The organism is Mesorhizobium sp. M0048 (assembly GCF_040323405.1).
GTDB lineage: Bacteria > Pseudomonadota > Alphaproteobacteria > Rhizobiales > Rhizobiaceae > Mesorhizobium.
On sequence record NZ_JAMYUV010000003.1, the window covers coordinates 48,349 to 74,149 of the forward strand.

The window sequence follows — 25,801 nt, forward strand, 5'->3', positions numbered from 1 at the left end:
CCTGTGTCGGCGGAGGCGGGGAGCTTTTCCTTCTCCCACAACAAGGGGAGAAGAAAAGGGCGGCGCTACACCGGCCGATATATCTTCTCCGCCGTGTTCCAAAAGACATCCGCCTCGGCGGTCGCGCCGTGTTTTGCCACGGCCTGCCGGTGCGCCCTGATCAGCTCGGCGTGGCTGGTCCACAGTTTCTCGATCGGGAAGTTCGAGCCGAACGTCAGATGATCGCTGCCGAGGATGTCGATGGCATTGTCGACGATATAGCCGATGAGCGCCGGATCGTTACGGTGGACGAAGGTGCCGAGGCCGGACAGCTTTGCATAGAGGTTGGGCGCCGCTGACAGCGTGCGCAGCCCTGCCTTCCAGGCCTCGGTGGTTTCGGGCTCCATGCCGGTCAGCATGCCGGCGTGGGTGAGAATGAAATTGGTCTCGGGGTTCTCGCCGACGAGCGTCAGCCCATCCTTCATCTGGGCGGGGAAAAGCTGCAGGTCGAAGGACAGGCCGTAATCCTTGAGCCGCGCGACATTAGCCCGCACCTTCGGGTCGATGACCTGATCGGCCGAGGCGGCGAAGCGGAAGGCCGGCGTTTCGTGCCAGTGCAGCTGCATGCGCACGCCGCGCAGCAGCGGGTATTTGATCAGCCGGTCGATCTGGGAACGCACGTCGTCCACGGTCATGTCGGCATAGCCGACGATGGCGTGCGGCCAGCCGGTTTCTTCCGCGGTCTTCTGCAGGAAGGCGACCTCGTTCTCGAAATCCTCCTTGGCCCAGTTGGTCTGGACATAGACCGCCTTCTCGACGCCCGAGCCTTTCTGGTCGGCAAGGAATTCCTCGATCGGATAGTCGCGGCGGATCGGCTCGTAGGGGCCAAAGATGCGCGGGACCATCGGCCCGACCAGCCACGGCTGGTCCTTTTGGCGCCAGATGTGGAAATGCGCGTCGATCGCCTTCTGCATCACGAAACCCTCTTCCAGATTGCCGCGGCCACGGGGGCGGGGCGGGCGAGCGACAGGATGAAATCGGTGAGGCCCGCGATGGACGAGCCGTCGACCAGGTCGTCGAGCATCGGCAGGATGGCGCGAAGTGCTGCCGTTGCCGGCTGGAAACGCGGATCGCCGGCCAACGGCGTCGCCAGGGAGAGTCGGAAGGCGCGGGCAAGCAGCCGGCGCATCGCCATTTCCAGCTCGGCATGATCGCCGCGCTCGAGCGCATCCGACAGGATGACGATTGCCGCTCCGCGTGCAAAGGCGGAGAAGCGCGGCACCGAGAGGAAGGCTAGCAGCGTTGGACCCATGCGGGTGCCGCCGTCCCAGTCGTCGACCTGGGCAGCGGCGCGGGCCAGCGCCTGGTCGCGGTCGCGAATACGCAGCGCCGAGGTGATGCGGGTCAGCCGTGTGCCGAAAGTGAAGACCTCCGCCCGGTCGGCGCCTTGCACCGCCGCGTGTGCCAGCTTGAGATAGTCCGATGTGTAGTGCTTCATCGAGCCCGACACGTCGATCAGGATGAGAAGCTTGCGCGGCACTGTCTGCCGCCGGCGCAGCAGCGGCGAGGGGATATCGCCGTCGGCACTGACGATTTCGCGCAGCGAGCGGCGCAGGTCGAGCTTGCCGCGCGCATGCGTGCGCACGGTGCGGAAGGACCGGCGGGCGGGCAAAGCGGTGGCGAGCTTGCGGCGGAAGGCGGCAAGCCCGTCGCGATCGCGCTGGAACTCGCGGACGCTCAACTGTTCGCTGGCCGAAGACAGTTCGCCGCCTTCCTCCTGGCGGACCACTTCGATTTCTTGTTTGCTGGTTTTGCCGTCGTCCTTGATGCGGGCTTCCTCGTCGGCGTCGCCTTCGACCAGCGCCGCGGCATCCCCGTAGAAATGGCTCCGGAAATGCGCCTCGAATTCGTCGCGGCGGTCGGGCGGCGGCGCCAGCGTGGCGAGGGCCGCTTCGCGGACGTCGGCCATCGAGCGTGGGCCGAGCAGCGTAACCGCCTGCATGAAACCGGAGACCTGCTCGGGCGCCACCGGGAAGCCGTAGCGGCGCAGCAGCCGGCCGAAGCCGAGGAAGGGTGCTGCCCCTTGAGGCAGGCCCGCCGCGCTCACGCTAGCGCCTCCTCGACAATCTTGCCGAGCTCGGGCGCGATGCAGGAAAGGTCCTCCTCATCCTTGATCAGCACGCCGATGGCGCGGCGGAAGGCTTCCGGCCAGGGGCTGCCGCCCTTTTCGAGGATGGTGGCGGCATTGGCCCATTCGACCGCCTCGGCGATGCCTGGCGGCTTGGCCAGCGGACGCGCGCGGATGTCGCGCACGGCGGAAGCCACGGCGCGCGCCGTGGCCTCGGCGACGTCGCCGGCGCGCAGCATGATGATCTCGGCCTCGCGAATGGCGTCGGGATAGGTGATCCAGTGATAGACACAGCGCCGCCGCAGCGCTTCGGCAAGCTCACGGGTGCGGTTCGAGGTCAGGATGACGATCGGCTGCGCCGTCGTGCGAATGGTGCCGCGCTCGGGAATGCTGATCTGGAAATCGGACAGGAACTCCAGCAGCAGCGCTTCGAATTCATGGTCGGAACGGTCGATTTCGTCGACCAGCAGCACGCGCTTTTCCGGCGCCTTCAGCACCTGCAGCAGCGGCCGCGCGATCAGGAAACGGTCGTCGTAGATGTCGACCTCGTGCTCGCCGGCATGGCGGATGGCGAGCAGCTGGCGCTGGTAGTTCCACTCGTATAGCGCATGTGCGGCGTCGATGCCTTCATAGCATTGCAGCCGCACCAGATCGCGCCCGAGCAGTTCGGCTATCGCCTTCGCCGCTTCGGTCTTGCCGACGCCGGGCGCGCCTTCGAGCAGCAGCGGCTTACCCAGCCTGATCGCCAGGAAGATTGCGGTGGCCAGGCTTTCATCGGCGAGATAGCGCGAGGCGGCGAGGCGGGACGCCATCGCCTCCGGCGAGGTCGCGACTGTCTCTGCGCTTGAAGTCCGGGCGCTTCTCTTGGGCATTTCCAGCACTCAGTTCGATGCTTGCGCCTTCAGCGCCCGCAGGATGCGCTCCGGCGTGATCGGCAGCGTGTCGATGCGAACACCGACGGCGTCGAAGACGGCGTTGGCCACCGCCGGGATTTGCGGGTTGGCGCACATTTCGCCCGGCCCCTTGGCGCCGTACGGCCCGTCGGCCGAGGGCCTCTCCAGCACGATGATCTCGGTTTGCGCGAGATCGCCAGGACCCGGCATCAGATATTGGTTGAAGTCGGTGCCGCCATGGTCGCGGTTGGGATAATAGGGCTCGGTCGTTTCGTAGAGAGCATGGCTGATGCCCATCCACGAACCGCCGACGAGCTGCTGCTCGACCATTTTCGGGTTCAGCGCGCGGCCGATCTCAAAGACGTTCTTCACCGTCAGCACGGTGACTTCGCCGGTCTCGTCATCGACCTCGACCTCGGCAACCGTGCAGGCGTGGGCGTAGCAGGTCGACGGCTTCATCGCGCCGGTTTCCTTTTCGGGATAGGAGCGGGGGATCAAAAACATGCCGCGGCCGGAAATCGAGCGGCCGCGCTTGAAATGCGCCGACAGCGCGACATCGAAGATCGAGATCGATTTCTGCGGCGCGCCCTTGACCAGGATGTTGCCCTGGCCATCAGTCTCGAGGTCCGACGCATTCACCTCCAGCTCCTCGGCCGCTACTTCCAACATCACCAGGCGGGCTTCCCTGGCCGCCTGGATGACCGCGTTGCCGGCGCGGTGCGTGCCACGCGAGGCGAAGGTGCCCATGCAGTGCGGACCAGTGTCGGTGTCGGCGGTGTCTACGACGACACGGTCGGTCGGCACGCCGATCGTCTCGGCGCAGATCTGCGCCATGATCTGCTTCATGCCTTGGCCAAGGTCGACACTCGACAGCGTCACCATGAAATTGCCGGTCGGCGTCGAATGAACCAGCGCCTGGGTCGGGTCGCCGCCGAGATTCATGCCGGTCGGATAGTTGATCGCGGCAACGCCGCGTCCGCGCCTGATCGCCATCTCAAGCTCCCTTCGCGTAAGACGACATCGCCATGAACTTCTCCGCCACCGGCCAGTTGGCGGCGCGTGAGGCTTCCTGCATGCACTCGATCAGCGCCGCTCCCTCGGTCGGCTGGCGATGCGCCTTCATGTCGCCGTCGCGGTAGGCGTTGATGAAGCGGAATTCGAGCGGGTCCATGCCGATCAGCCGTGCGAGCTTGTCCATCTGCACCTCCAGCGCGAAATCGCCGATGGTGACGCCGAAACCGCGCATCGCCGAGGACGGGGTGCGGTTGGTGTAGACGCAATAAGTGTCGATCCAGACGTTCGGGATCGTATACGGGCCGGGATAGTGGCCTGCGCCCTTCTGCGCGCCGTAGGGCGAATGGCGCGAATAGGCGCCGGCATCGGTGTAGCCGGTGACTTTGCGCGCGACGATGCGGCCATCGTTCATGACGCCGTCCTTGATGACGACCTTCTCGGCGGCGCGCGGCGAGGAAATCTGCATCTCTTCCTCGCGGCTGTAGATAAAACAGACCGGTCGTCCTGTTATTTTGGCGCCGAGGATGGCGATCGGCTCGACGATGACGTCGACCTTGCCCCCAAAGCCGCCGCCGACGGTGCCGCCGACGAAATGCAGCTTGTTGCCGGGCATCTGCAGGATGATCGAGGCGTTGTCGAGGGTGAAGAACATCGCCTGCGTGTTGGTGTAGCAGGTGAAGCGGTCGTTACCCTCGGGTGCGACGATGCAGCCTGTCGTCTCGGTCGGCGCATGCTCGATCGGTGAAGACTGGTAGGTCTGTTCGAGCACGTGGTCGGCTCCGGCAAAGCCTGCCTCGACATCGCCGAAGCGCACCTTGCGGCATTCGCCGCTGTCGTAGAGGTAATAATTGCGGCCGTGATATTCGTTGACGATCGGCGCGCCGGGCTTCAACGCTTCGTCCATGTCGAAGACGGCCGGCAGCACCTCGTAATCGACCTTGACCTTGGCGACGGCTTCCTGGGCGGCACGCTCGGTCTCGGCCAGCACCGCCACCACCGCCTCGCCCTTCCAGCGCACCTTGCCGTCGGCCAGCACCGTTTCGTCCTCCGGCCCGATCTGGATCAGGATCAGGATGGTGTAGACATTGTGGGGCACATCCTTGGCGGTCAGCACATTGACGACGCCTGGGTGCTTTTCCGCTTCGGATATGTCGATGCTGCGGATGCGGGCGTGGTGGTGCGGGCTGCGCACCATCTTCAAATGCAGCATGCCGGGAAAATTGCGGTCGGCGAAATAGGTGGTCTTGCCGGTGACATGGCCGGGTGAATCCGAACGCGGCCGCGGCTGGCCGATCTCGTGCAGATCGTCCTTGCGCTGGTCGGCGAAATAGCTCTTGCGGAGTTCCATTTTCTTAACCCCCTCAAGCCGCGTTCTGCGAATTGGACCGCGCGGCGGTCAGCACCGCCTGGATGATCGGCTCGTAGCCGGTACAGCGGCAGATATTGCCCGACAGCGCCTCGACCACGTCCTCGCGGCTGGGGTTCGGTATGTGATCGAGCAGCACCTTGGCTGCCATGATCATGCCCGGTGTGCAGAAACCGCATTGCGTGGCGAAAGCATCGAGGAAAGCGCGTTGCAGCGGATGCAGCACGCCGCCTTCCGGAAGCCCTGACGTTGTGGTGATAGTCGCACCATTGCAGGCCTCGGCCAGCGTCAGGCAGGAGAGCCGGAGTTCGCCATCGATGATGACGGAGCACGCACCGCAGGTGCCCTGATGGCAGCCGCCCTTCGGCGAGGTGTCGCCGATCTTGTCGCGCAGCGCATGAAGCAGCGTCGTGCCGCTGTCGATGAATTCGGCCTTTTCGGCACCATTGAGCGTGAACTGAACCGGGACCTTTGCCATCTTTTTTACTCCTTGCGCCGCAGCCAGGCGGACATACGCGCCCCGGTCTTTCAGGCGAGCAGCAGCCGGCCGAGATGGACCGGCAGGACTTCGTTGCGATACCAGGCACTGGCGATCGGATCGGTGGGCGGCGAGATGCCGTCGCGCGCGACAGCCAGTGCCGGTGCGATGCCTTCGGCGGTGAGATTCCGGCCAATCAGGGCTTTCTCCGCCGCCCTGGCACGGATCGGCCGATCGGCCATGCAGCCGAACGCGATCCGCGCTGACGACACGGTTCCGTCCGGCGCCTGTTCCAGCACGGTGGCGATGCTCAGCACCGAGACGCCCTTTGGCTTGACCCTCGACACTTTCAGGAAGCGAAAGCCGCCTTCCTTCGGAAGCGTGAAGCCGACCGCGGTGACGATGGCGTCATTGCTCTCGCGCCTTGCGAGGAATGTCTCAATCGGCAGCTCGCCGTCACCGGTGCTGGCGGTTGCGTCCAGAGCCAGCAGCGCAACGGTGAAATCACCGTAAGGTGTCGGCGCGAAGAGATTGCCGCCGACGCTCGCCATGTTGCGGATCGCCGGTCCGCCGACGACGCGCGCGGCGTGGGCCAGGGGGGCGAGATCCGGATGGCGGGCGATCGCCGCCATGGTCACCGAAGCGCCAATGCGGACCTCGCCGCCGGAAATGCGGATGACCGACAGCGCCGGTTCGGTCGACCTGACGAAACCGGAGATCGACACATCGCCTTCATTGGCGGCGCGCACGATCAGCGTGCCGCCACCGAGATAGCGGGCGCCAGCGGCTTTCAGCGCCGCGCCGGCGTCCTTCACCGTCGGGAAAGTCTGCAGTGCAAGCGTCATGGAACGCTCCTGTTTGTCAGCACAGTCCAGTTCAACCTTGGCCGGCAAAATGGGCCTTCAGAGCGTTGAAGCCGCCCTGGAAGACGTTTGCGCCCATGCCTTCGGCCAGCTTGTCGGCTTCCTCTGGGGGCGCGTCGAAGCTGGCGGTCCATTCGGCATAGGTGCGGTCGCCGTCGGTCACCCGTCGCAACTGCAGTGTCGCCTTGTGGTTGCTGAGCGGCTGCGGCGTCTCCAGGATGGCGTAGCTGACGAGGAAATTCTCGTCGGAGAAATCGAGCAGCTTTTCGCGGAGACGGGCGCCGCTGGCGAGCTGGAAATTGCGCACGCAGCCGATCGTGCCGGCATCCTTGCCGTCCTCGATATGGCTTTCGACCATGCGCGGGTGCCAGCTTGGCAGACCGTTGAAGTCGCGTATGCGCGCCCAAACCTTTTCGACAGGCGCGTCGATGACGCTGGAGATGGTGACTTTCGCCATATGATCGTTCCCTCGCAGATATCTATGTCGCAAGGGTAGAGCGGCGAGCCCGACCGCGCTTATCAATGCGTCTTGAACGCCTATCAATAAGTCTGAAAATGGTTCAGGAAATGGCCCGTGCCGCCTCGCGATAGAGTGTCGGCGGGACGCCGACATGGTCGCGGAAGAAGCGCGAGAAATTGCCCTGCGTGGTGAAGCCGAGATTGCAGGCGACCGAGATCAGCGGCTCGTGCGACCACTGCAGCTGCCGCACGGCTTCCTCCATGCGCAGCGTGTTCCAATAGACGTTGGGCGTCAGATTGGTCTGTTCCTTGAACAGGGCGAAGAAATGCGGCCGCGACAGGCCGACGCTGCGCGCCACGTCGTCGAAGCAGATGCGCTCGCAGACATTGGCTTTCATCAGCTGGATCGCCTTGCGGACGCGGAAGTCCTGCATGGTGTTGACGCGGGCGCGCACCGTCTGCGGTGCGGACGCGTCGGCGGCGTCGAGTACGCTGTCGATGAAGCGCTCGATCTCGTAATTGGCGATGTCGTCGATGCTCTCATTGTCGCTGAGATGGTCGAGAAGGTTACCCGCTGCCCTGTGCAGCCAAGGCTCGAGCGTGATCGCCGGGGCGGAGAACAGCGGCGCGGAGGAAGGCAGTTCGCGGCGCCTTCGGGCCCAGTCCGGATCGATGTAAAAGGCCAGGAACAGGCCGGGCGTGCCGTCGCGGGACAGAGCGTGGCTATGCGGCTGGAAGGAATTGATGCCGGCGGCGGTTCCAGGTCCAAGCCGCACCGTCTCGCGGCCGATGGTCATCTCGCCGGCGGTGCCTTCCAGCCAGATGATGATATGCGCCTCGACATGGGCATGGGTGACGAAGTCGCTGGCGACGTTCAGGACAGAAACATGTCCGAACCGGCCCCAGTAGAGCCTGATCGCTTCCGTCATGGGTATATCCTCCCGCAGGCGACTGGCCTCCCTTCGCCTGCTGCGAGCGATTGTGCGGCGCAGTTTGGGCTTGCGTCAAGACGCATGTGCACGTCCGGGCGCCGGCCATGCGCCGCAGCGGCGGATTTTCAGACCCGGCGATAGGAGGAAGGCGAGCGTTTCAAGGCCGCTATGGGAAGACAGATGCGGTCGGCCGGCGACCAGCGCCGGCGAGGCCTCGAGGCCGGCAATTCAACCGGCGAACGGTCTATGATTCAGCGTCGGGATGCGGCCGAGATTCAGTCGTTGCGCCTGAAATTGCGGATGCGGTCGAACAGCACGGCGAGCAGGATGGCGCCGCCGATGAACACGCCTTGCCAGAAGGCATTGATGCCGAGCAGGCCGAGGCTGTTGCGGATGACCTCGATCAGCGCCGCGCCGACGACCGCGCCGAAGGCTGTGCCCATGCCGCCGGCCAGGTTGGCGCCACCGATGACGGTGGCGGCGATCACCTGAAGCTCCATGCCGTTGCCGAGATTGGTGGTGACCGCGCCCAGCCAGCCGGTCTGAATGATGCCGGCAAGGCCAGCCGCCATTGCCGAGATCATGTAGACGACGACCTTGATCTGGCGCACCGGAACGCCGGTCAGCGTTGCCGCATGCTCGTTGCCGCCGATGGCGAAGATGTGCCGGCCGAATTTCGTCCAGCGCAGCACAAAGCCGGTGATCAACGCCAGCACGATCATGTAAAGCACCGGATTGGCAATGCCGAACACCCAGGCGCCGCCGCCCAGCGCCAGCAGCTTGTCGTGGTCCGGTCCGAACTGGAAGACGACGGTGTTGTTGGAGGCGACCATGGCAAGGCTGCGTGCAATCGACAGCATGCCAAGCGTCACCACGAAGGGCGGAAAGCCGAGATAGGCGATCAGAACCCCGTTGAAGGCGCCGATGATCAGCGCTGTGGCGATCGCAGCGCCAATGCCGATCTCGATGCCGTAGCCGGCATGCATGGTCACGGCCAGCACCATCGAGCACAGGCAAAGCACCGAGCCGACCGACAGGTCGATACCGCCGGTGATGATGACGAAGGTCATGCCAAGCGCCACGATGGCGACGAAGGTGACGTTGCGGGTGATGTTGTAGAGGTTCTTGGTCGTGGCAAAGGAATCCGTTGCCACCGACAGGAACAGGCAGGCGAGGATGACCGCGATCACCACCCAGAAGGTCTGGCTGGCAAACACCTTGCTCAGCAAGGTGTGCTGCTTGTGCGCGATCGTCTGATCAAGGGTGACTGCCATTATCGACCTTTTTTACTCATGGTTGAGGGGTCAATCATACCTGTTCGATGGCGCCGGTGATGAGCCCGGTGACTTCTTCCGGCGAACTCGATGCGATCGTCTTGTCGGCGACCTTGCGGCCGCGCCGCATGACGATGACGCGGTCGGCGACGTCAAAGACGTCGGGCATGCGGTGGCTGATCAGCACGACGGCGATGCCCTGGTCGCGCAAATGGCGGATCAGGTTCAATACCTCGGCGACCTGGCGGACCGAGATCGCCGCCGTCGGCTCGTCCATCAGCACGATCTTGGCCTGCGAAAGCATGGTGCGGGCGATCGCCACCGCTTGCCGCTGGCCGCCCGACATTTGTTTGACCAGGTCGCGCGGGCGGGTTTCGGATTTCAGCTCGGCGAAGATCTGGCCGGCACGCTTGTACATCGCGGCATAGTCGAGGATGCGAAGCGGCCCGAGGCCGCGGCGCAATTCACGGCCGAGATAGACGTTGGCGGCGGCCGTCAGATTGTTGCACAGTGCCAGGTCCTGATGGACGATTTCGATGCCGTGCTGGCGCGCCTCGACCGGCTTGTGCAGGATCAGCTCCTTGCCGTCCATCTGCATCGTGCCATGGCTCGGCGGGAAATTGCCGGCGATCATCTTGACCAGCGTCGACTTGCCGGCGCCGTTGTCGCCCATCAGGCCGACAACCTGTCCGGCCTCGATCGACAACGAAACGTCGTTGACCGCCTGGATGGCGCCAAAATGCTTCGAGATGTTGGTGAGTTCGAGAACCGCCACCAGCCTTCTTGCCTCCCCGTGCTTTGCGGCCTGCGGTTCTGCCGCGGCCATTCGCTCTCCCCAGTTCCTCCCGGAAGCAGCGATTTTGCCCATTTACGCATAAGCCTCCTTGGCGTCAACCACGGCTTCTTTCGAAAAATCAGTTTTGTAGGACAAATAGCATTGACGTCGATGACAAGGCGATATTAGCTAAGTGTCGGAGGAGCTTGCGCCGAGCCACCGGGTTGCCGGAAGGAATCGGTGAGGGTTTGTCGGTCAGGGATTTGGTAACCAGCGATATCTGTCGGTGCCGGTCTGAGACTGAATATGAAAATGCTTATCGACCTGGCTTGGCGACACGAGTGCGACGTCCTCTGTCATCTTGCTCCGGGTCGGTCTGTGTGTGGCGGGCACGCCGTGTCCGTTTGTTTCAAAGGGAGGACTGACATGAGGAAATCACTATTGCTCGCTGCCGCCGCCGTCATGGCGCTGGGTGCCGGGCCGGCTATGGCCAAGAAACAGCTCGTCATCGTCGTGAAGGGTCTCGACAATCCATTCTTCGAGGCCATCCACCAGGGTTGCGAGAAATGGAACAAGGAAAACGCCAGCTCGGAATATGAGTGCTTCTACACCGGACCGGCATCGACCTCGGATGAGGCCGGTGAAGCCCAGATCGTCCAGGACATGCTGAGCAAGCCCGACACGGTGGCGATGGCGATTTCGCCGTCGAACGCGCCATTGATCGCGCAGACGATCAAAAGCGCCAATCCGTCGATCCCGATCATGACCCTCGACGCCGACCTCAGCAAGGAAGACGCGGCGCTGCGCAAGACCTACCTCGGCACCGACAACTACCTGATGGGTCACAAGATCGGCGAATACATCAAGAAGGCCAAGCCGAATGGCGGCAAGATCTGCACCATCGAAGGCAATCCGGCCGCCGACAACATCCTGCGCCGCGCGCAGGGCATGCGTGACGCGCTTTCGGGCAAGGACGGCCTCGCGGCGCTGGCGGGCGAAGGCGGCTGGACGGAAGTTGCGGGTTGCCCGGTGTTCACCAATGACGACGGCGCCAAGGGCGTGCAGGCGATGACCGACATCCTCGCCGCCAATCCCGATCTCGACGCCTTCGGCATCATGGGCGGCTGGCCGCTGTTCGGCGCTCCGCAGCCCTACCGCGACCTGTTCAAGCCGATGGCCGACAAGATCGCCAGCAACGCCTTCGTCATCGGCGCCGCCGACACGATCGGCGACGAGGTGGCGATTGCTCGTGACGGGCTGGTGACCGCGCTGGTTGGCCAGCGGCCGTTCGAGATGGGCTACAAGGCGCCCTCGGTGATGATCGACCTGGTCGACGGCAAGCCGGTCGCCGATCCGGTGTTCACCGGCCTCGACGAATGCACCAAGGACACGGTCGACACCTGCATCCAGAAGTAGGTCGGCAATTTCGGGGCGCCCTTCGACGGGCGCCCCGTTACACATCGTCCATACAAACGCACGAGGCGACGCTGCTTTGGAGCGTAGGCCGCTGCTTTGCCGTGCCCTGAGTTCAGGCTTTCGACAAGCAGTTGCCGGGGAATACCAATGCCGGACGCGACATCAAAAAAGCGACCCGCCAAATTCAAGGCAGAGCCTGGGCGGCCGGCCGTCGTTCGGCGTGCCGATGCCGCACACTTTCCCGGCTCGAGTGTGCATGCGTCGCTGGCCAACGAAATCGGGCTGAGGATCGTGCGCGGCGACTATCCGCCGGGAACCATCCTGCCCAACGAAGCCAAATGGTCCGAGACCTTCGACGTCAGCCGCTCGGCGGTGCGCGAAGCCATAAAAATGCTGATGGCGAAGAGCCTATTGGCGTCACGCCCGAAGATCGGCAGCTGGGTCGAGCCGAAGGAGCGCTGGAACCTGCTCGATCGCGACGTGCTGGCCTGGTATGCGACCTCGCCGGACCGCGAAGTGTTCCTCAGGACCGTGCAGGAATTCCGCCACATCATCGAGCCGGAGGCCAGCGCCTTTGCCGCGATGCGACGCACCGACGAGCAGATGGCCGAGATCAGCCAGGCTTGCCGCGAGATGGGCGAGGCGACCAACCTGCAGGAGCGCACGCGCGCCGACACGCGGTTTCACCTCGCCATCCTGCGCGCCTCGGGCAACGATCTGCTGGTGCCGCTCGGCGTGCTGATCGAATCGGCGCTCGACCATTTGTTCCAGTTCGTCACCCGCGAGACCAGCGATCAGCGGCGGGCGCAGGCACTACACGAGGCGATCGAGAAGAACATCCGCCTGCAGCGACCGGCTGCAGCCCGTGCCGCGGTGCACAGACTTCTCGCCAACACCGACGACGTTATCGGCCGGTCGCGGCGGTGATGGTTGCACAGGGCTGGCGAACTCGGGTGGGACAGGAATTCGGTTTTTATCGTCGCAATGTACTTTGTTCTTGATTTGTGCCGGCAGCTATGCTACTAATTTGGGTATGGTGCGAATTGGCGCCGACGACCCGCCCACCGAGGCGGGTTTTTGTTTTTGGCTTCTTCCGATCGGAAGTGCGCGTGCTTTGGTGCACAGACTTCTCGCCAATACCGACGACGTTATCGGCCGGTTTCGGCGCTGATTCGATCGTTTCTCGGCCAACTGCGTGTAAGTCGGGTCAACCAGCAACGAAGGTCGATCGTTCCCGTCAGTCGCAAATCGCAAATTTAGGAGATTAGCCGAAACCCTCCCTTCGTCATCCCCTCCCTTCGTCATCCCTGGGCGGAGCAAGGAGCGAAGCGACGCGGCGCAGACCCTGGGATCCATGCCGTTACCTTGCGGCAGTGCTCCAGCGGACCAGAACCAAACGCTGCCACCCCCGTCCTGCGAAAAAGCTCGAAGCACTCTGGGACTGGTCGTCTCGATCAATTCGGTCGTCCATTGGCGGAACCAGCGCTTCAGCAGCTTCTGGCTCGCGATCATGGTGGAAGGGCAACGAGCGCAATGGCGGATACAAGCGCCGTTCTGAGCCGCTGCATTCTTCGGCTGATGTCACGGCATGGATCCCAGGGTCTGCGCGACGTCGCTTCGCTCCTGCTCCGCCCTTGGATGACGAAGGTGTGGTGTCATGTGGCTAATCGCCAGCGTTGGAGATTGGCGGCTGTAGCTGGTCGGCAGCGAACGTCTACAGTTGCGACCACTCCCAGGCGTTAATCCCAACGTTCTCAGATCGTCTGCTTCTTGCCGTCCCTGGTCGGCATCAGGTCGACGCCGTTGACCTTGCCGATATGCGTGGCCAGCATCGGCACGTACTGGTCGGCGGGGCCGGCCGCGAAGGCGCCTGCGAAGGCGTTCTTGGTGGCGTTGCCGAGCGGGTTGGCGATACCGGCGGCACCCGCCATCGATTCGAGATAGGTGAGATCCTTGAAGGCGTTGGCGATGGTGAATTTGTGGGCGTCGCGGTCGCCTTCCAGCGTCCAGCGCATGAAGGTCTGGTAGAAGCCGCAGTCCATGCGGCCGTTGCGGATGACGCTGTCGAAGCGCGGCGGCGAGATGCCGACCTTCTGCGCCAGCGCCAGCGCTTCGGAATAGATCGCGGCGTAGCCGAGCGAAATGAAGTTGTTGAGCAGCTTCATGCGGTGGCCGTCGCCGGTGTCGCCGATATGGACGATGCGCCCGGCCCAGGTTTCGAGCACCGGCCTCAGCCGGGCAAAGACTGCATCGGGCGCGCCGACCATGGTGTCTAGCGTGCCTTCCCAAGCCTCCTTCGGCGTGCGGCTGAGCGGGGCATCGACATAATCGACGCCGAGCCCCTTGAGCTCGGCGGCCAGCGCCACCGTCGAGACAGGATCCGAGGTCGAGCAGTCGACGATAACCGATCCCTGCTTCAGGCCTTCCTTGAGGCCGCCTGGGCCGCGGATGATGGCTTCCACCTCGCGCGAGCCGGTGACGCAAATGAAGACGATGTCGGATGCCGCTGCCACGTCGCGCGAGGTCGTCGCCTCCCTGGCGCCGCGGCCGAGCAGGTCTTGCGCCGGCGCGCGGTTCTTGCGGCCGAGAAACGTCAGCGGATAGCCCTTGTCGACGATGTTCTTCGCGATCCCGTGTCCCATCAGGCCAAGCCCGATGAAGCCGATCTTTTCGCTCGCGGCGGTAGTGTTCATGTCGTTTCGTCCTATTTTGCAATGATGGATGACGGCGCTGCAGCTTGCCGGCGAATTGTTGAAGCGGGTTTTTGCCGCATGCCGTGGCAGGCGATTGCAGAGTTCGGTATTGTCTGACAATACACATGAATCTTAGGAGAGCAAAATGACGAAGCGGATCATGTTCACCGGCGGCAGCGGCAAGGCCGGGCGCCACGTCGTGCAGTATCTGGTCGAGCAGGGCTGCCAGGTGCTCAACATCGACACCAAGCCGCTCGACAATCCCAAGGTGCGCACGCTGATCACCGACATCACCGACAGCGGGCAGGTGTTCAATGCGCTGTCGAGCTATATGGGCCTGCATGAATTCGATCCTTCGCTGCGTTCGCAGCCGGTCGATGCCGTGGTGCATTTCGCGGCGATCCCGCGCATCATGATCACGCCCGACAACGAGGTGTTCCGCATCAACGCGCTCGGCACCTACAACGTCATCGAGGCTGCGGTGAAGCTCGGCATCCGCAAGGTGGTGATCGCCTCCAGCGAAACCACCTACGGCCTGGTCTTCGCCAACGAACCGCGCGATCCGACGCATTTTCCGCTCGACGAGGAATACGACGTCGATCCGATGGACAGCTATGCGCTGTCTAAGGTCGTCAACGAGAAGACCGCGCGGGCGTTTGCACAACGCGATGGCAGCGACATCTATGCCCTGCGCATCGGCAACGTCATCGAGCCGCATGAATATTCGCTGTTTCCGAAATGGTTCGCCGATCCGGGTTTCCGCAAGCGCATCGCCTGGAGCTATATCGACGCGCGCGACCTCGGCCAGATCACGCTGCGCGCCATCGAGAAGGACGGGCTCGGCTATCAGGTGTTTAACGCCGCCAATGACGACACCTCGTCCGACCTGCCGACGGCCGAACTTTTGAAGCGGTTTTATCCCGACGTGCCCGTCAAGGGCGATCTTGGCGAATACGAGACGCTGCTCTCCAACCGCAAGGCGCGCGACATGCTCGGCTTCCGGCCTGAGCACAGCTGGCGGAAATACGTCAAGGCGAGCTGACTGGCGCGCAGCTGACGCGGAGCCGGCACTGGGCCAGCCCCGATTTTTCGTCACGAGGCTAGGCTCGCGCGTTTGCCGCGCGCGGGCAATCGAGCTACTTGTCTTTCCAGAATTCGGCCTGGAGCTGCGCCGCTTCGTCGGCAAGCAGCGGGCCGACGACTTCAGTCGGACGCTGCCCGGCTTCGAAGACGATCCTGCAGGGCAGGTCGAGCGTGGGATTCTCGACATGTGCACCCGTTACCCGCTTGAGGTCATGTTCGCTCTGCCCAAAGACGACCCGTCCGATGCCCGCCCAATAGATTGTCCCAGAGCACATCGCGCAAGGTTCGGCCGAGGTGTAGAGGGTGCAGGAAGCCAGCTTTTCGAGACTGACATTCATCGCCGCCCACGAGGCCAGCAGCCTTTCGGCGTGAGCGGTGCGGTCGCCGCCGCCGGCTTTGTAACCGTTGGGCTGCTCGCGCAACACATTGCCGTCCTTGTCGGCGAGGAGCGAACCAAAGGGATGTTCGCCAGCATCGCGGGCTCGGCGCGCGACTTCGAACGCCTGACGGAGCAAACGCTCATCATAGGGCCGTTGTGGCATCGGCAGATCCTCCGCCGCTTGACCATAGTGCCGAACAATCCCCCGACACAAGTCAGCAGCCTGGGCGGTAGTGAGTCAGTTTCACGCGCCCCGACCAGCGATGGCACCGAAGGCGGGAAAGCGCGGGCCATACAAAGCGTACCGGTGGCGATTAGCGCATTGGCAACCTCTTGCGTACGCACTATGTTCTAGTGACAAATCAGCAGGAGGCACGAATGGGCGACCACAACCTTTCTAGACTCGTTGAGCTAGCAAAGGGCGTTCACATGAACGACGAGCAGCGCAACGAACAGCGCAACAGCTTCGTGTACGGAAACACGAAGATCGAAAATAGCAATGTGACGCGTGAACTGGTGGAAGAAATCTCGCATCGTGTGCCGAGAGAAGCTGTCCACGGCCGGTAGAGAGTAAAGCGTGGCGGTCGATCACAACACACGGCTTGAGATTGAAAATGGATTTCGCCAGTACGACCTAACGCTAGATGTCATTCGTTACTATTTGGAACCCGATCGGCCGTTCGCCCTTCGGGTTCCTTTAATTTTGGACCTGCAGCGAGAGGCTGTTCAGGGAATAGAAGCCGAGCCCGGGGAAATACGCAAAAACCCCGCCGGCATCCACAAGAGTAAGCACTCGCCGCCGCCGCCTCATTTGGTGACAACGCACCTAACCGAATTTTGTGATTACATAAACGACAATTGGCACGAGCGAACTGCGTTTTATCTATCAGCGTATGCCATGTGGCGGCTGAATTGGATTCACCCGTTTGCTGACGGAAATGGCCGCACCTCTCGAGCATTATCCTACTTATTGTTGAGCACTAAATTGGGTTACGTGTTGCCGGGGTCCCCAACAATCCCTCAACAAATCGAGACCGATAATAGCCATTACATTGAGGCTCTCGAAATGGCCGATGAGGCTGCTAGCAATGGTGAAGAGGACATCAGTGAGATGGAGAATATGATTCGCGCAATGCTCGCGAAACAGCTCATTTCCGTCATCGACCAAGCCGGCGGCCAAATTTCAAACTGACCAACTTCCCGCTCAGGCTCAAGCCTCGTTCCGATTGGGCCGTTGAGCCAGCCAGATGCTGCCGATGACGAAAACGACGCCGGCGATTTGAGGCAAGGTCAGCGTCTGATCCAGGAATACCCATCCAAGCAGCACGGCGGTCACCGGGCTGAGGAAAAGCAGCGATGACACCACTGCGGATTCTAGTCGCGCAATGCCCCGGAACCAGAGGACATAGGTCAGCGCCGCACCGATCAGCCCGAGCCACGCCAGTCCAAGCAGGTTGGGGCCGGTCGGGAGCGGGATGGACGATTCGAAAAGCAGAGCCACTGGAACGAGAAGCAGACCGCCGGCGGTCAGCTGCCATGCCGTGAAGGTAAGCAGCGATACTGGCGGTTGCCACTTACGGGCCAATACGCTTCCGAAGGCCATGGAGGCCGCCCCGGCGACGCCGGCGGCAACGCCGGCCGCATCGAGCGTCGCGTTCGGGGTCAGCACCAGCAACGCGACACCTGCGATCCCGACAAGGGCGGCGACGATCGCCAACCGGCGGACAGGGCTGTCAAGCAGGGCAGCAGCAAGGAAAATCACGATCAACGGCTGGACCGACAGCACGGTCGCGGCGACCCCGCCCGGAAGCCGGTAGGCGGCGACAAACAACAGGCTCAGGAAGATCGAGATGTTGAGGGCTCCGAGCAGGAAACTGCGTAGCCACCAGATGCCCGTCGGCAGTTGCCGAACGATCGCGAGCAGCAGCAATCCGGCGGGCAAGGCTCGCAGCATTGCAACCGTCATCGGCGAAAAGTTCGGCAGGAACTGCGTGGTGACGATGTAGGTGCTGCCCCATATTGCGGGTGCAAGGGCTGTAAGCAACAGATCGGAACGGTGCGTTTTCATAAGATTTCCAGTACTTCGGCAAGGGGGCGACGCGGCTTTTGCGGCCAGTTTCCGGGCGCGGCGCGGCCGACTGCGATGAGCATCACCGGCACTTCATTGCGCCCAAGGCCAAACTCGCGCGCCACGCCTTCGGCATCGAAGCCGGCCATCGGACCGGAGACGAGCCCCAGCGCTTCGGCCGCGAAAATCAGCGTTGCAGCGCCGAGCGTTGCCGAGCGCACCGCCTCGTCGCGGGCCGCTAGAGGATCGGCATATTGGGCGCGGGCGCCCTCCCGCCAGCCCGAAGCCATATCCGCCGGCATGAAGCCGGCTTCGACGAAAGGACGCAGCCTGGCATTGAGGGCAGCGTGGTCGGGCAGTACGCCGCAGACGATGAAGGTGACCGCTGCTTCCTGCACCTTGGCCTGGCCATGGGCCACGCTGCGCAACCGCGCCTTTGCTTCCGGCGTCCGCACGGCGATGAACCGCCAATTCTGAAGGTTGTAGGCGCTTGGCGCGCGCGTTGCGAGGCGTGCCAGTTCCTCGACCTCGGCATCCGTCAATGCGTGCGAGGCATCGAACCGATTGGCCGACATGCGCCGCTCGATCAGGGAGATTGTGGGGTTGGTCATCATGTCGTTCCGAATTGAGCAAGCCGTTCGGATAGCAGATAGAGAATTTACCAACGAGCGATAATACGCGATAATTGAAAGACATTGTTTACTAGAAGAGAATGATGAGATGGATCGCCTGACGGCGTTGCAGGTTTTCCGCCATGTGGCGGAACTGAACAGCTTTGCCGAAGCCGGACGGCGGCTCGGTCTCTCTCCTCCCGCGGTCAGCAAGAACATCGCCGAATTGGAGGCGCATCTGGGGGTGCGGCTTATCAACCGGACAACGCGGCGCATGGCCCTGACCGAAGAAGGCAGAATCTATCTGGAGCATGTCACGCAGGGGCTCGATGCGCTGGCCAGGGCCGACCAGGTCCTCGCCCCGGTCAAGACGGCGCCGAGCGGCACGTTGCGGGTCAGCGCGCCGATGACTGTCACGTTGACGCGGCTTTCGGCTGCCATCCCCGCGTTCCTATCGCGCTATCCCGATTTGAAACTCGATCTGCATCTTGACGACAGGCGCGTCGATATCGTGCGGGAGGGATTTGACCTGGCCATTCGCGGCAGCGACAATCTCGAGGATTCCAGCCTGGTCGCGAGAAAGCTTGCGGTCATGCCACACGTGCTTTGCGCAGCTCCGTCCTATTTCGAGGAGCATGGCCGGCCCAAGACGCCTGCCGATTTGAAGGCGGCCAATTGCATCCGGTTCAGCCTCTCGGGGCATGCGGACATATGGGAATTCCGCAAGGACGGCCGCATCGAGCGGATCGCCATCGACGGACGATACACGGTCTCGTCAAGCCTTGCGGTGCGCGATGCGCTGCGCGCCGGCTTCGGCGTCAGCCTGATCCCTTATCCCTATGTCGAGAGCGACCTGAAAGCAGGCCGGCTGCAATCGGCTCTGGATGACTGGGAAAAGGTCGAAACCACGCTCTACGCGGTCTATCCGGCACGGCAGCATCTTGCCCCGAAAATCCGCGTCTTCCTAGATTTCCTGATCGAGGAATTCAATCGGAACAAAGAGAAGCTGTTTGTGCCGCTCCGGCGTGAGCGCTCGGCGAAGCGCGGTGTCGGGGAGGGGACTGAGGCGGAAAACCAAACTGAGATATTGCCGTCGATTTCATCTCCTTGACACGCCTCCAAATCCGGACTTTGTGGAGCTATGCAGGACGCGAAGCCGAACAAGGGAAAGACAGCGGCCGAGGCGTTCGCCGAACGCACGAGCGGTATTCGCCGGGCCGATGCGGCGCGCATACCCGGGTCGAGCGTTCACGCGTCGCTGGCCAACGAAATCGGGCTGAGGATCGTGCGCGGCGACTATCCGCCGGGAACCATCCTGCCCAACGAAGCCAAATGGTCCGAGACCTTCGACGTCAGCCGCTCGGCGGTGCGCGAAGCCATAAAAATGCTGATGGCCAAGAGCCTGCTGTCGTCACGTCCCAAAATCGGCAGCTGGGTCGAGCCGAAGGAGCGCTGGAACCTGCTCGATCGCGACGTGCTGGCCTGGTACGCGACCTCGCCGGATCGCGAGGTGTTCCTCAGGACCGTGCAGGAATTCCGCCACATCATCGAGCCGGAGGCCAGCGCCTTTGCCGCCATGCGGCGCACCGACGAGCAGATGGCCGAGATCAGCCAGGCCTGCCGCGAGATGGGCGAGGCGACCAATCTGCAGGAGCGCACGCGCGCCGACACGCGGTTTCACCTCGCCATCCTGCGCGCCTCGGGCAACGATCTGCTGGTGCCGCTCGGCGTGCTGATCGAATCGGCGTTCGATCATCTGTTCGCTTTTACGACGCGGGAACTCGACGATTTGCAGCATGCCCAGAGGCTGCACGAGGCAATCGAGAAGAGCATCCGCCTGCAGCGGCCAGACGCGGCGCGCAATGCGGTGCGCAAGCTGCTGGCCAATACCGACAGCGTCATCAAGTCCAGGTAGCGGCCGTTCGGCTACAGGTTGAGCGCTCAGTCGAAGGGTGCGGTCGCCAGATGCTGCCATGTCAGGCCGAGCAGCAGCTCCTGGTCGCGGGCGGCGTGTTCGGGCGGGTTGACGACGGGGTCGCCATTGACGATGGCCGCCCGGAAGCCACGCATCTCCTCGACGAAGGCTTCTGCGTAGCCGGCGCGCAAATCACGCTTCGACAGTATGTGACCGTCCGAGGTCGTCACCGTCAGCCGGGTTGGATGATGGTTGAGCCAGGGCGAGGGGAATTCGAGCTCGAGGCTGGTATCGTCGAAGAACAGCGTGATCCGCTCCTTGTAATCGGCGAGCTTGGGCACGGTGAGATGGGTCATGGTCCACAGCGCCTGCCCGTCCAGCAACTTGACTGCGCCCTGGCCGCCGTCGCCATTGGCAAAGATCTGCGCGCCGACGACCTCGCCGTCCGGCACGCCGAGCGCGTCGAGCAGGCCGTGGACGGCGTTGACGTCGTGAATCAAGGCCGAGCTGTAAGCGCCGATAAATCCACGGAAAGCGAGCTTCGTCACAGGGATACCGATGGCGTATTCGACCTGGCGCTTCTGCTTGGCGGCGACAGCGGCGATCAGGTCGTTGGGGATATCGGTGCCGCGCCTGTAGGGCTGGTGGGTGATGAACGGCCAGGCGTCGGGATCGTTTACCTCCACCGAGACCGCGCGCAGCGTGCTCGATGTTCCAGGCAGCGAAGCGAGCGCCAGCCGGTAATTCGGGTCGAAGCGCTTCATATAGCCGACCTGAACGATTTTCCTGGCGGCGTCGCGCGCGGCGACGATCCCGGCGATTTCCGCCAGCGAATAGCAAAGCGGCTTTTCGCAAAAGACATGCAGGCCAACCGCCAGCGCCGCCAGCACCTGTTCGTGATGTAGCGGGTCCGGCGAGCCGATCACCACCGCGTCGAGGCTTTGGTCGAAGAGCTGGTCGATCGTTTCGAAATTGGCAATGCCATGCGTGTCGGTGACGAACTGCCGCGAGATCCTGGAGGGATCGGCGACCCCGACCAGCTCGAACAATTCACTGAGGCGCAGCAGATTGGGAATATGCTCGAGCTGCGAGATCATGCCGGCGCCGACGACCCCGACGCGTATCCTGCTCATTGGATCATTCCCCGCAATGTCCTGATGTCAGCTCAAGGCGCCGCAGGCGGCCGGTTGCCGATCTGGGCGAGCAGGCCGGCAATCTCCGCCTCGACCGCCTTCAGATCCTCGCCGCCCGACATGATCGAGATGACCTCGTCGCGCGAGATCTCCGACTTGGCGTAGGTACCGCGATTGCGGCCGCGGTTGAGCAGGGTGAAGGTGTCGCCGACCGGATAGGCATGGTGGATGTTGTGGCTGATGAAAATGACGGCCAGGCCCCGCATGCGCGCTTCGATGATGAATTTCAGCACCATCGCCGCCTGGTGGACGCCGAGTGCGGAGGTCGGCTCGTCGAGGATCAGCACGCGCGCACCAAAATGCACGGCGCGGGCGATCGCCACTGACTGGCGCTCGCCGCCCGACAGCGTGCCGACGGCTTGCGTCGGATCGCGCACGTCGATGCCGATATCGGCCATCGCCTGCCTGGCGATGGTGTTGGCGCGCTCCTTGTCGATGCGCGAGAAGGGCAGGCTGCTTTTGGTCGGCTCGCGGCCGAGGAAGAAGTTACGGGTGATCGACATCAGCGAGATCATGCCGAGATCCTGGAACACCGTTGCCACGCCGAGCTCCTGCGCGTCGCGCGGGCTGCGGAAGGTGACCGGCTTGCCGTCGACCAGGATTTCGCCCTTGGTCGGCCGGTAGACGCCGGACAGAACCTTGATCAGTGTCGACTTGCCGGCGCCGTTATCGCCAAGCAGGCAGTGGACCTCGCCCGGATAGACCTTGATGTCGATGTCCTGGAGGGCGCGCACCGAACCGAAATTGACGCTGACGCCGCGCAGTTCCATTGCTGGCGCGGTCATTTGGGCCGGCTCGGTCATTTGCCACCTCCGCGGCCGAGCGCCTTCAGCCTGATGTAGTTGTTGACCAGCACGGCCATCAGGATGACGATGCCGAGGAAGACCTTGAACCAGTCAGTGTCGATGCCGGTGTAGAAGATGCCCATCTGCACCAGCCCGAAGATCAGCGCGCCGAACAGCACGCCATAGACGGTGCCGTAGCCGCCGGTGAGCAGCACGCCGCCGATGACGGCGGCGATGATCGCCTCGAATTCCTTGAGCAGGCCGCGCGTGGTGTCGGCGGAGCCCGCCTCCATCACCTGGATGGTGGCAAGCAGCGTCGCCGCGCAGGCGGTGTAGATGAACAGGCTGATCTTGACGCGATCGACCGGCACGCCAACGTTGCGGGCTGCGATCAGGTCGCCGCCAGTGGCGAAGATCCAGTTGCCGTATTTCGTCTGGGTCAGCACGTAGCCGGCCAGCGCCGTCAGGCCAAGCCACCAGACGATCGACATCGGAATGCCGGCGACGAACGGGATGCCGTCGCTACGGGTGGCGATCCAGCCTTGCGCGCCCATCCAGTGGAACAGGCCGGTGAGCAGATGGCCGTTGAAAATGCCGGCCGTCGCCGGATCCGGTGCGCCCTCGAGTATGTAGGGGATCTGGGTGCGGCCGGTGACGGCGCGGGTGATGCCGATCGACAGTCCGCGCAGGATATAGAGCGTGGCCAGCGTGACGATGAAGGAGGGCAGGCGCGTCTTCACCACGATCAGGCCATTGAGATAGCCGGTGAGGATGGCAACGGCGAAGGCGCAGGCGATGCCGCCCCATAGCGGCAGTCCCCAGTACTTCACCGTCAGCCCGATGACAACACCGGCGAAGCCGACCATGGAGCCGACCGAAAGATCGAACTCGCCGGCGATGATGAGGAGTGCTGCCGCGGTGGCGACGATGCCGAGCTCCGCCGACAGCGTCAGGAAGGTCATTGACCCCTGCAGCGAATAGAGGTTCGCCGCGCCCGGCAGCAGCGCAAAGATGATGATCGTCGCAAGCAGCCCACCGGCGGCACCGGCTTCCGGCCGGCGCAGCCACTGGGTCAGCTTGTCGGTGCTGGCCAACCGTTCGTCGGCGCCGGCGGCCCGCTTCGACGTCATGCCGAAGCGGTCGGTCGCCTTCAGTTCACCAGGAGATATCGCCTTGTCTTCCACGACTGCCATTAGGCTCTCCAATCGCTCAAATCGCAATCTTCGAACGAACGGGAGAGCGCTTGGCGCATTCTCCCGTTCCGTCGGAGCGCTCGCCTAAATTTTGATGCATGTCATTACCGCAAAACCGCTGCACACTTTTGCGCGACTGCTTTAGCGGATGCCCTCTTTGGCGAGCGCCAGGATCGCCTTGGCTTTTTCCGGCGAGTCGATGAACAGCGGTCCGGTATAGGCGTTGTTCTGCGGCCAGAAGCCGTGCGTCGCCTGCTCGACCAGATAGATCACCGGCAGATAGCCCATCAGATATTGCTGGGCGTCCATGCCGAAGCCCATTTCGCCAGCGACGACAGAGTCGAGAACCTCCGGGCTGATGTCGAAGGTATAGAGCTTGAGCTTGCCGAACAGTTCCTTGTCGCGGAACATCGGGATCAGCGGATTGGCGGCAGTGGCGCCAAGCGCGAAGACGGCCTGCGTGTCGGGATGTGCCGACAGATAGGCTTCCGTGCGGCGCTGAATGTCTGCGGGATCGGGCGCTACGGCCAGAACCTCGGTGCCGCCGCCGGATGGCTTCAGCCCGTCATTGAGGCCCTGGCAGCGCTGGTCGAGGCTGACATTGCCGACTTCGTGATTGATGCAAACGACCTTCAGCGTGCCTTCCTTGGCCAGCCGCTCGCCGGCCTTCTTGCCGGAATCATATTCGGAAACGGTGCCGACATAGAGCGTCGTGCCGAGCTCGGCGCCTTCCTTTTCGCCGGAATCCAGAACCACCATGGGAATATTGGCGGCAAGCCCGGATTTGACCGATTTGCCGAGCGCATTGGCGTCGGCGATGGAGACGGCGATACCGTCCGGCTTGGTGGCGATGGCGGCGTCGAGAAGCCGGGCCTGCTCGACCACGTCGAAGACCTGCGGCGCGTAATATTCGACCTTGGCGCCGGTAAGGGCGGCCGCGTCATCGACGCCGCGCTTGACCACCGACCAATAGGGATCGGACGCCGACCCATGCACCACGAAGGTGATGCGCACGTCCTTCGGATCCTTGAGCCCCGCGGCATGCGCAATGCCTGTCATCAGGCCCGCCGAGACGAAGGCGCCCAATGCCACTTTCAGAAGAGTTTTCATCTTATTCTCCCATTTGTCGTTGCAGTTCCAATCCCTCTGGCGCCGTTTTCCGGCCGCGACGATCGGCTCACGTCGCGGATCGGGTGGCCGCTTTGCGGGCCTTTGCCGATGCCAATCGCTGTTCGCCCGCGGTGTTGCCGCGGGCTGTCGTTGATAATCGCCCGGCCGAGAGTGCGGCGCGAAGCTCCTCGCGCAACGGCTTCATGCCGATGACGTCGATCGGCTGTGCGGCGAGCCAGTCGCGAAAGCCCTGGTCGCGGAACAGCTCGTACTCTTCGGTGCGGATATAGGCGGAGCGCGGCTCGATCAGCTCGAGTTCACCGGGCGCGTTGCAATGCAGGCAAAAGAAGGTCAGGCCCTCGCGCACACCCTCGATGAGCGCTTTGTAAGCCGGCTCGATCGGCCTGGAACGCGGCCGGCCCCAGGTCGTCTGGATGGCGGCGTCGAAAATGGCAAAGCCGCCGGCACGGGCCAGCGCCACGCCGCGCTGGAACGCCTCCTCGGTGACGCCGACCAGATTGTCGTTGGGGGAATAGGCGGACAGGGTCTTGGTCAACAGCACGGGCAGCTGATATTCGAGCCCGAGCTTGATGTAGATGTCGCAAAATTCCGGCGACAATGCCGCGCCCATATGCGCGTCGAGATGGGTGACGTCGATGCCGGCGCGATAGGCGGTGTCGATCTGGGCGCGAAGCTCGGCCTCGACCGCCTGCGGCACCGCCTTGCGGCGCGTGGTCGCCACGTCGGGCCAGAAGAAGCCGAACTCGTCGGTCAGGCCGGCCGCCCGCGACGGCGCGGTCAACGGCCGCCATTTGTAATGCTGCTTCTCGCTGTTCAGCGTCAGGTGAACGCCAAGGTCAGGGGCAGGTTTGGCGACGGCGCTCTCGGCCATTTCGAGGAACCACGGGCATGGCACCATCACCGCGCCGGAACTGCAGACACCCAGCCCGCTCAATTCGAGGAAGGCGCTGTTGGCGCCGTGGCACATGCCGACATCGTCCTCGTGGAGCACGATCCGTTTGCTGGAGCCGGCGGCGTTCACGACCGGCCGCCTTCCCGCCGGCGCGCCGGTTTCGAGGGTCTTCCAAAGTGTGTCCCGTATTTCATGGAACCAACCGTTTGCCCAACTGGCCGGAATGGAACGCCGAAAGTTGGGTTTCCGACAGGGCCACTTTGGCGAATTCGGATGGGTAC

Annotated in this window: 27 protein-coding genes; 7 read left to right on the forward strand and 20 right to left on the reverse strand. The window is 63.3% G+C overall.

The features are described from left to right. Positions 1-65 precede the first annotated feature (65 nt). From NKJ84_RS04440 to NKJ84_RS04490, 11 genes are all read right to left on the reverse strand, one after another. Positions 66-953, reverse strand: coding sequence for an amidohydrolase family protein (locus NKJ84_RS04440; RefSeq protein WP_352505513.1), 888 nt, complete (start codon positions 951-953; stop codon positions 66-68). Next, positions 953-2,086, reverse strand: coding sequence for a vWA domain-containing protein (locus NKJ84_RS04445; RefSeq protein ID WP_352505514.1), 1,134 nt, complete (start codon positions 2,084-2,086; stop codon positions 953-955). Before NKJ84_RS04445 ends, NKJ84_RS04440 begins: the two co-directional genes overlap by 1 nt. Continuing rightward, entirely contained in the window at positions 2,083-2,919 is an 837-nt protein-coding gene (locus NKJ84_RS04450; protein WP_352505515.1) for an AAA family ATPase, read from the reverse strand. Before NKJ84_RS04450 ends, NKJ84_RS04445 begins: the two co-directional genes overlap by 4 nt. Before the next feature lie 69 nt (positions 2,920-2,988). After that, positions 2,989-3,993: a xanthine dehydrogenase family protein molybdopterin-binding subunit gene (locus NKJ84_RS04455; protein ID WP_352505516.1), complete on the reverse strand. Its 1,005-nt coding sequence runs from the start codon at positions 3,991-3,993 to the stop codon at positions 2,989-2,991. Position 3,994: 1 nt separating this feature from the next. Further along, a complete protein-coding gene (locus NKJ84_RS04460; protein WP_352505517.1) occupies positions 3,995-5,362 on the reverse strand; it encodes a xanthine dehydrogenase family protein molybdopterin-binding subunit in 1,368 nt (455 codons plus the stop codon). A 13-nt stretch (positions 5,363-5,375) separates the two neighbouring features. After that, complete coding sequence (locus NKJ84_RS04465; protein ID WP_352505518.1) at positions 5,376-5,858, reverse strand: (2Fe-2S)-binding protein; 483 nt, start codon at positions 5,856-5,858, stop codon at positions 5,376-5,378. Between the two features lie 50 nt (positions 5,859-5,908). Further along, positions 5,909-6,703 (reverse strand): FAD binding domain-containing protein, encoded by a 795-nt coding sequence (locus NKJ84_RS04470; protein ID WP_352505519.1) that lies wholly within the window; start codon positions 6,701-6,703, stop codon positions 5,909-5,911. A gap of 31 nt (positions 6,704-6,734) precedes the next feature. Then, positions 6,735-7,178, reverse strand: a complete 444-nt coding sequence (locus NKJ84_RS04475) for an SRPBCC family protein (protein ID WP_352505520.1) — start codon at positions 7,176-7,178, stop codon at positions 6,735-6,737. A 103-nt stretch (positions 7,179-7,281) separates the two neighbouring features. Further along, positions 7,282-8,109, reverse strand: a complete 828-nt coding sequence (locus NKJ84_RS04480) for an AraC family transcriptional regulator (RefSeq protein ID WP_352505521.1) — start codon at positions 8,107-8,109, stop codon at positions 7,282-7,284. 278 nt (positions 8,110-8,387) lie between these two features. Then, positions 8,388-9,386 (reverse strand): ABC transporter permease, encoded by a 999-nt coding sequence (locus tag NKJ84_RS04485; protein ID WP_352453761.1) that lies wholly within the window; start codon positions 9,384-9,386, stop codon positions 8,388-8,390. 34 nt (positions 9,387-9,420) lie between these two features. Beyond that, positions 9,421-10,161, reverse strand: a complete 741-nt coding sequence (locus NKJ84_RS04490; RefSeq protein ID WP_023675804.1) for an ATP-binding cassette domain-containing protein — start codon at positions 10,159-10,161, stop codon at positions 9,421-9,423. A gap of 426 nt (positions 10,162-10,587) precedes the next feature. On the opposite strand from NKJ84_RS04490, the gene NKJ84_RS04495 reads away from it, so the two are divergent. Beyond that, complete coding sequence (locus tag NKJ84_RS04495; RefSeq protein WP_023675805.1) at positions 10,588-11,577, forward strand: sugar-binding protein; 990 nt, start codon at positions 10,588-10,590, stop codon at positions 11,575-11,577. A gap of 147 nt (positions 11,578-11,724) precedes the next feature. Further along, on the forward strand, positions 11,725-12,504 hold the full coding sequence (locus NKJ84_RS04500; protein ID WP_023675806.1) for a FadR/GntR family transcriptional regulator: 780 nt from the start codon (positions 11,725-11,727) through the stop codon (positions 12,502-12,504). Between the two features lie 827 nt (positions 12,505-13,331). Here NKJ84_RS04500 and NKJ84_RS04505 read toward each other — a convergent pair. Beyond that, positions 13,332-14,270, reverse strand: a complete 939-nt coding sequence (locus NKJ84_RS04505; RefSeq protein ID WP_352505522.1) for an NAD(P)-dependent oxidoreductase — start codon at positions 14,268-14,270, stop codon at positions 13,332-13,334. A 145-nt stretch (positions 14,271-14,415) separates the two neighbouring features. Between NKJ84_RS04505 and NKJ84_RS04510 the strand changes: the two genes are divergently transcribed. Continuing rightward, a complete protein-coding gene (locus NKJ84_RS04510) occupies positions 14,416-15,312 on the forward strand; it encodes an NAD-dependent epimerase/dehydratase family protein (protein ID WP_352505523.1) in 897 nt (298 codons plus the stop codon). A gap of 94 nt (positions 15,313-15,406) precedes the next feature. Here NKJ84_RS04510 and NKJ84_RS04515 read toward each other — a convergent pair whose 3' ends face one another. Next, positions 15,407-15,895, reverse strand: coding sequence for a nucleoside deaminase (locus NKJ84_RS04515; RefSeq protein ID WP_352505524.1), 489 nt, complete (start codon positions 15,893-15,895; stop codon positions 15,407-15,409). A gap of 215 nt (positions 15,896-16,110) precedes the next feature. On the opposite strand from NKJ84_RS04515, the gene NKJ84_RS04520 reads away from it, so the two are divergent. Both NKJ84_RS04520 and NKJ84_RS04525 read left to right on the forward strand, forming a co-directional pair. Next, on the forward strand, positions 16,111-16,299 hold the full coding sequence (locus NKJ84_RS04520) for a hypothetical protein (protein ID WP_352475456.1): 189 nt from the start codon (positions 16,111-16,113) through the stop codon (positions 16,297-16,299). 10 nt (positions 16,300-16,309) lie between these two features. After that, entirely contained in the window at positions 16,310-16,924 is a 615-nt protein-coding gene (locus NKJ84_RS04525; protein WP_352475455.1) for a Fic family protein, read from the forward strand. Positions 16,925-16,942: 18 nt separating this feature from the next. On the opposite strand, the gene NKJ84_RS04530 is transcribed toward NKJ84_RS04525, so the two are convergent. Continuing rightward, positions 16,943-17,800 carry an EamA family transporter gene (locus NKJ84_RS04530; protein ID WP_352505525.1) on the reverse strand — a complete coding sequence of 286 codons (858 nt, stop codon included), beginning with the start codon at positions 17,798-17,800 and terminating at the stop codon, positions 16,943-16,945. After that, positions 17,797-18,411, reverse strand: coding sequence for a nitroreductase family protein (locus NKJ84_RS04535; protein WP_352475453.1), 615 nt, complete (start codon positions 18,409-18,411; stop codon positions 17,797-17,799). The genes NKJ84_RS04530 and NKJ84_RS04535 overlap by 4 nt, the downstream gene beginning before the upstream one ends. Positions 18,412-18,520: 109 nt before the next feature. Between NKJ84_RS04535 and NKJ84_RS04540 the strand changes: the two genes are divergently transcribed. Next, on the forward strand, positions 18,521-19,522 hold the full coding sequence (locus NKJ84_RS04540) for a LysR family transcriptional regulator (protein ID WP_352505526.1): 1,002 nt from the start codon (positions 18,521-18,523) through the stop codon (positions 19,520-19,522). Between the two features lie 30 nt (positions 19,523-19,552). Then, positions 19,553-20,326: a FadR/GntR family transcriptional regulator gene (locus NKJ84_RS04545; protein WP_254819087.1), complete on the forward strand. Its 774-nt coding sequence runs from the start codon at positions 19,553-19,555 to the stop codon at positions 20,324-20,326. Positions 20,327-20,352: 26 nt separating this feature from the next. On the opposite strand, the gene NKJ84_RS04550 is transcribed toward NKJ84_RS04545, so the two are convergent. From NKJ84_RS04550 to NKJ84_RS04570, 5 genes are all read right to left on the reverse strand, one after another. Further along, the gene (locus NKJ84_RS04550; protein ID WP_352505527.1) at positions 20,353-21,459 is read right to left on the reverse strand and encodes a Gfo/Idh/MocA family protein; all 1,107 of its coding nucleotides are present in this window, start codon (positions 21,457-21,459) and stop codon (positions 20,353-20,355) included. 32 nt (positions 21,460-21,491) lie between these two features. After that, positions 21,492-22,304, reverse strand: a complete 813-nt coding sequence (locus NKJ84_RS04555) for an ATP-binding cassette domain-containing protein (protein ID WP_254819104.1) — start codon at positions 22,302-22,304, stop codon at positions 21,492-21,494. 14 nt (positions 22,305-22,318) lie between these two features. After that, positions 22,319-23,434: an ABC transporter permease gene (locus NKJ84_RS04560; RefSeq protein ID WP_352505665.1), complete on the reverse strand. Its 1,116-nt coding sequence runs from the start codon at positions 23,432-23,434 to the stop codon at positions 22,319-22,321. A gap of 204 nt (positions 23,435-23,638) precedes the next feature. After that, complete coding sequence (locus tag NKJ84_RS04565) at positions 23,639-24,607, reverse strand: rhizopine catabolism ABC transporter substrate-binding protein (RefSeq protein ID WP_023675817.1); 969 nt, start codon at positions 24,605-24,607, stop codon at positions 23,639-23,641. 67 nt (positions 24,608-24,674) lie between these two features. Beyond that, a complete protein-coding gene (locus NKJ84_RS04570) occupies positions 24,675-25,649 on the reverse strand; it encodes a polysaccharide deacetylase family protein (RefSeq protein ID WP_352505528.1) in 975 nt (324 codons plus the stop codon). Positions 25,650-25,801: the final 152 nt, after the last annotated feature.

Excerpts from the sequence above, each read along its gene's own strand:
- NKJ84_RS04440 (WP_352505513.1), bottom strand. The coding sequence starts at position 953 with ATGCAGAAGGCGATCGACGCGCATTTCCACATCTGGCGCCAAAAGGAC.
- NKJ84_RS04450 (WP_352505515.1), bottom strand. The coding sequence starts at position 2,919 with ATGGCGTCCCGCCTCGCCGCCTCGCGCTATCTCGCCGATGAAAGCCTG.
- NKJ84_RS04455 (WP_352505516.1), bottom strand. The coding sequence starts at position 3,993 with ATGGCGATCAGGCGCGGACGCGGCGTTGCCGCGATCAACTATCCGACC.
- NKJ84_RS04460 (WP_352505517.1), bottom strand. The coding sequence starts at position 5,362 with ATGGAACTCCGCAAGAGCTATTTCGCCGACCAGCGCAAGGACGATCTG.
- NKJ84_RS04465 (WP_352505518.1), bottom strand. The coding sequence starts at position 5,858 with ATGGCAAAGGTCCCGGTTCAGTTCACGCTCAATGGTGCCGAAAAGGCC.
- NKJ84_RS04470 (WP_352505519.1), bottom strand. The coding sequence starts at position 6,703 with ATGACGCTTGCACTGCAGACTTTCCCGACGGTGAAGGACGCCGGCGCG.
- NKJ84_RS04475 (WP_352505520.1), bottom strand. The coding sequence starts at position 7,178 with ATGGCGAAAGTCACCATCTCCAGCGTCATCGACGCGCCTGTCGAAAAG.
- NKJ84_RS04480 (WP_352505521.1), bottom strand. The coding sequence starts at position 8,109 with ATGACGGAAGCGATCAGGCTCTACTGGGGCCGGTTCGGACATGTTTCT.
- NKJ84_RS04485 (WP_352453761.1), bottom strand. The coding sequence starts at position 9,386 with ATGGCAGTCACCCTTGATCAGACGATCGCGCACAAGCAGCACACCTTG.
- NKJ84_RS04495 (WP_023675805.1), top strand. The coding sequence starts at position 10,588 with ATGAGGAAATCACTATTGCTCGCTGCCGCCGCCGTCATGGCGCTGGGT.
- NKJ84_RS04500 (WP_023675806.1), top strand. The coding sequence starts at position 11,725 with ATGCCGGACGCGACATCAAAAAAGCGACCCGCCAAATTCAAGGCAGAG.
- NKJ84_RS04505 (WP_352505522.1), bottom strand. The coding sequence starts at position 14,270 with ATGAACACTACCGCCGCGAGCGAAAAGATCGGCTTCATCGGGCTTGGC.
- NKJ84_RS04510 (WP_352505523.1), top strand. The coding sequence starts at position 14,416 with ATGACGAAGCGGATCATGTTCACCGGCGGCAGCGGCAAGGCCGGGCGC.
- NKJ84_RS04515 (WP_352505524.1), bottom strand. The coding sequence starts at position 15,895 with ATGCCACAACGGCCCTATGATGAGCGTTTGCTCCGTCAGGCGTTCGAA.
- NKJ84_RS04520 (WP_352475456.1), top strand. The coding sequence starts at position 16,111 with ATGGGCGACCACAACCTTTCTAGACTCGTTGAGCTAGCAAAGGGCGTT.
- NKJ84_RS04530 (WP_352505525.1), bottom strand. The coding sequence starts at position 17,800 with ATGAAAACGCACCGTTCCGATCTGTTGCTTACAGCCCTTGCACCCGCA.
- NKJ84_RS04535 (WP_352475453.1), bottom strand. The coding sequence starts at position 18,411 with ATGACCAACCCCACAATCTCCCTGATCGAGCGGCGCATGTCGGCCAAT.
- NKJ84_RS04540 (WP_352505526.1), top strand. The coding sequence starts at position 18,521 with ATGGATCGCCTGACGGCGTTGCAGGTTTTCCGCCATGTGGCGGAACTG.
- NKJ84_RS04545 (WP_254819087.1), top strand. The coding sequence starts at position 19,553 with ATGCAGGACGCGAAGCCGAACAAGGGAAAGACAGCGGCCGAGGCGTTC.
- NKJ84_RS04550 (WP_352505527.1), bottom strand. The coding sequence starts at position 21,459 with ATGAGCAGGATACGCGTCGGGGTCGTCGGCGCCGGCATGATCTCGCAG.
- NKJ84_RS04555 (WP_254819104.1), bottom strand. The coding sequence starts at position 22,304 with ATGACCGCGCCAGCAATGGAACTGCGCGGCGTCAGCGTCAATTTCGGT.
- NKJ84_RS04560 (WP_352505665.1), bottom strand. The coding sequence starts at position 23,434 with ATGACGTCGAAGCGGGCCGCCGGCGCCGACGAACGGTTGGCCAGCACC.
- NKJ84_RS04565 (WP_023675817.1), bottom strand. The coding sequence starts at position 24,607 with ATGAAAACTCTTCTGAAAGTGGCATTGGGCGCCTTCGTCTCGGCGGGC.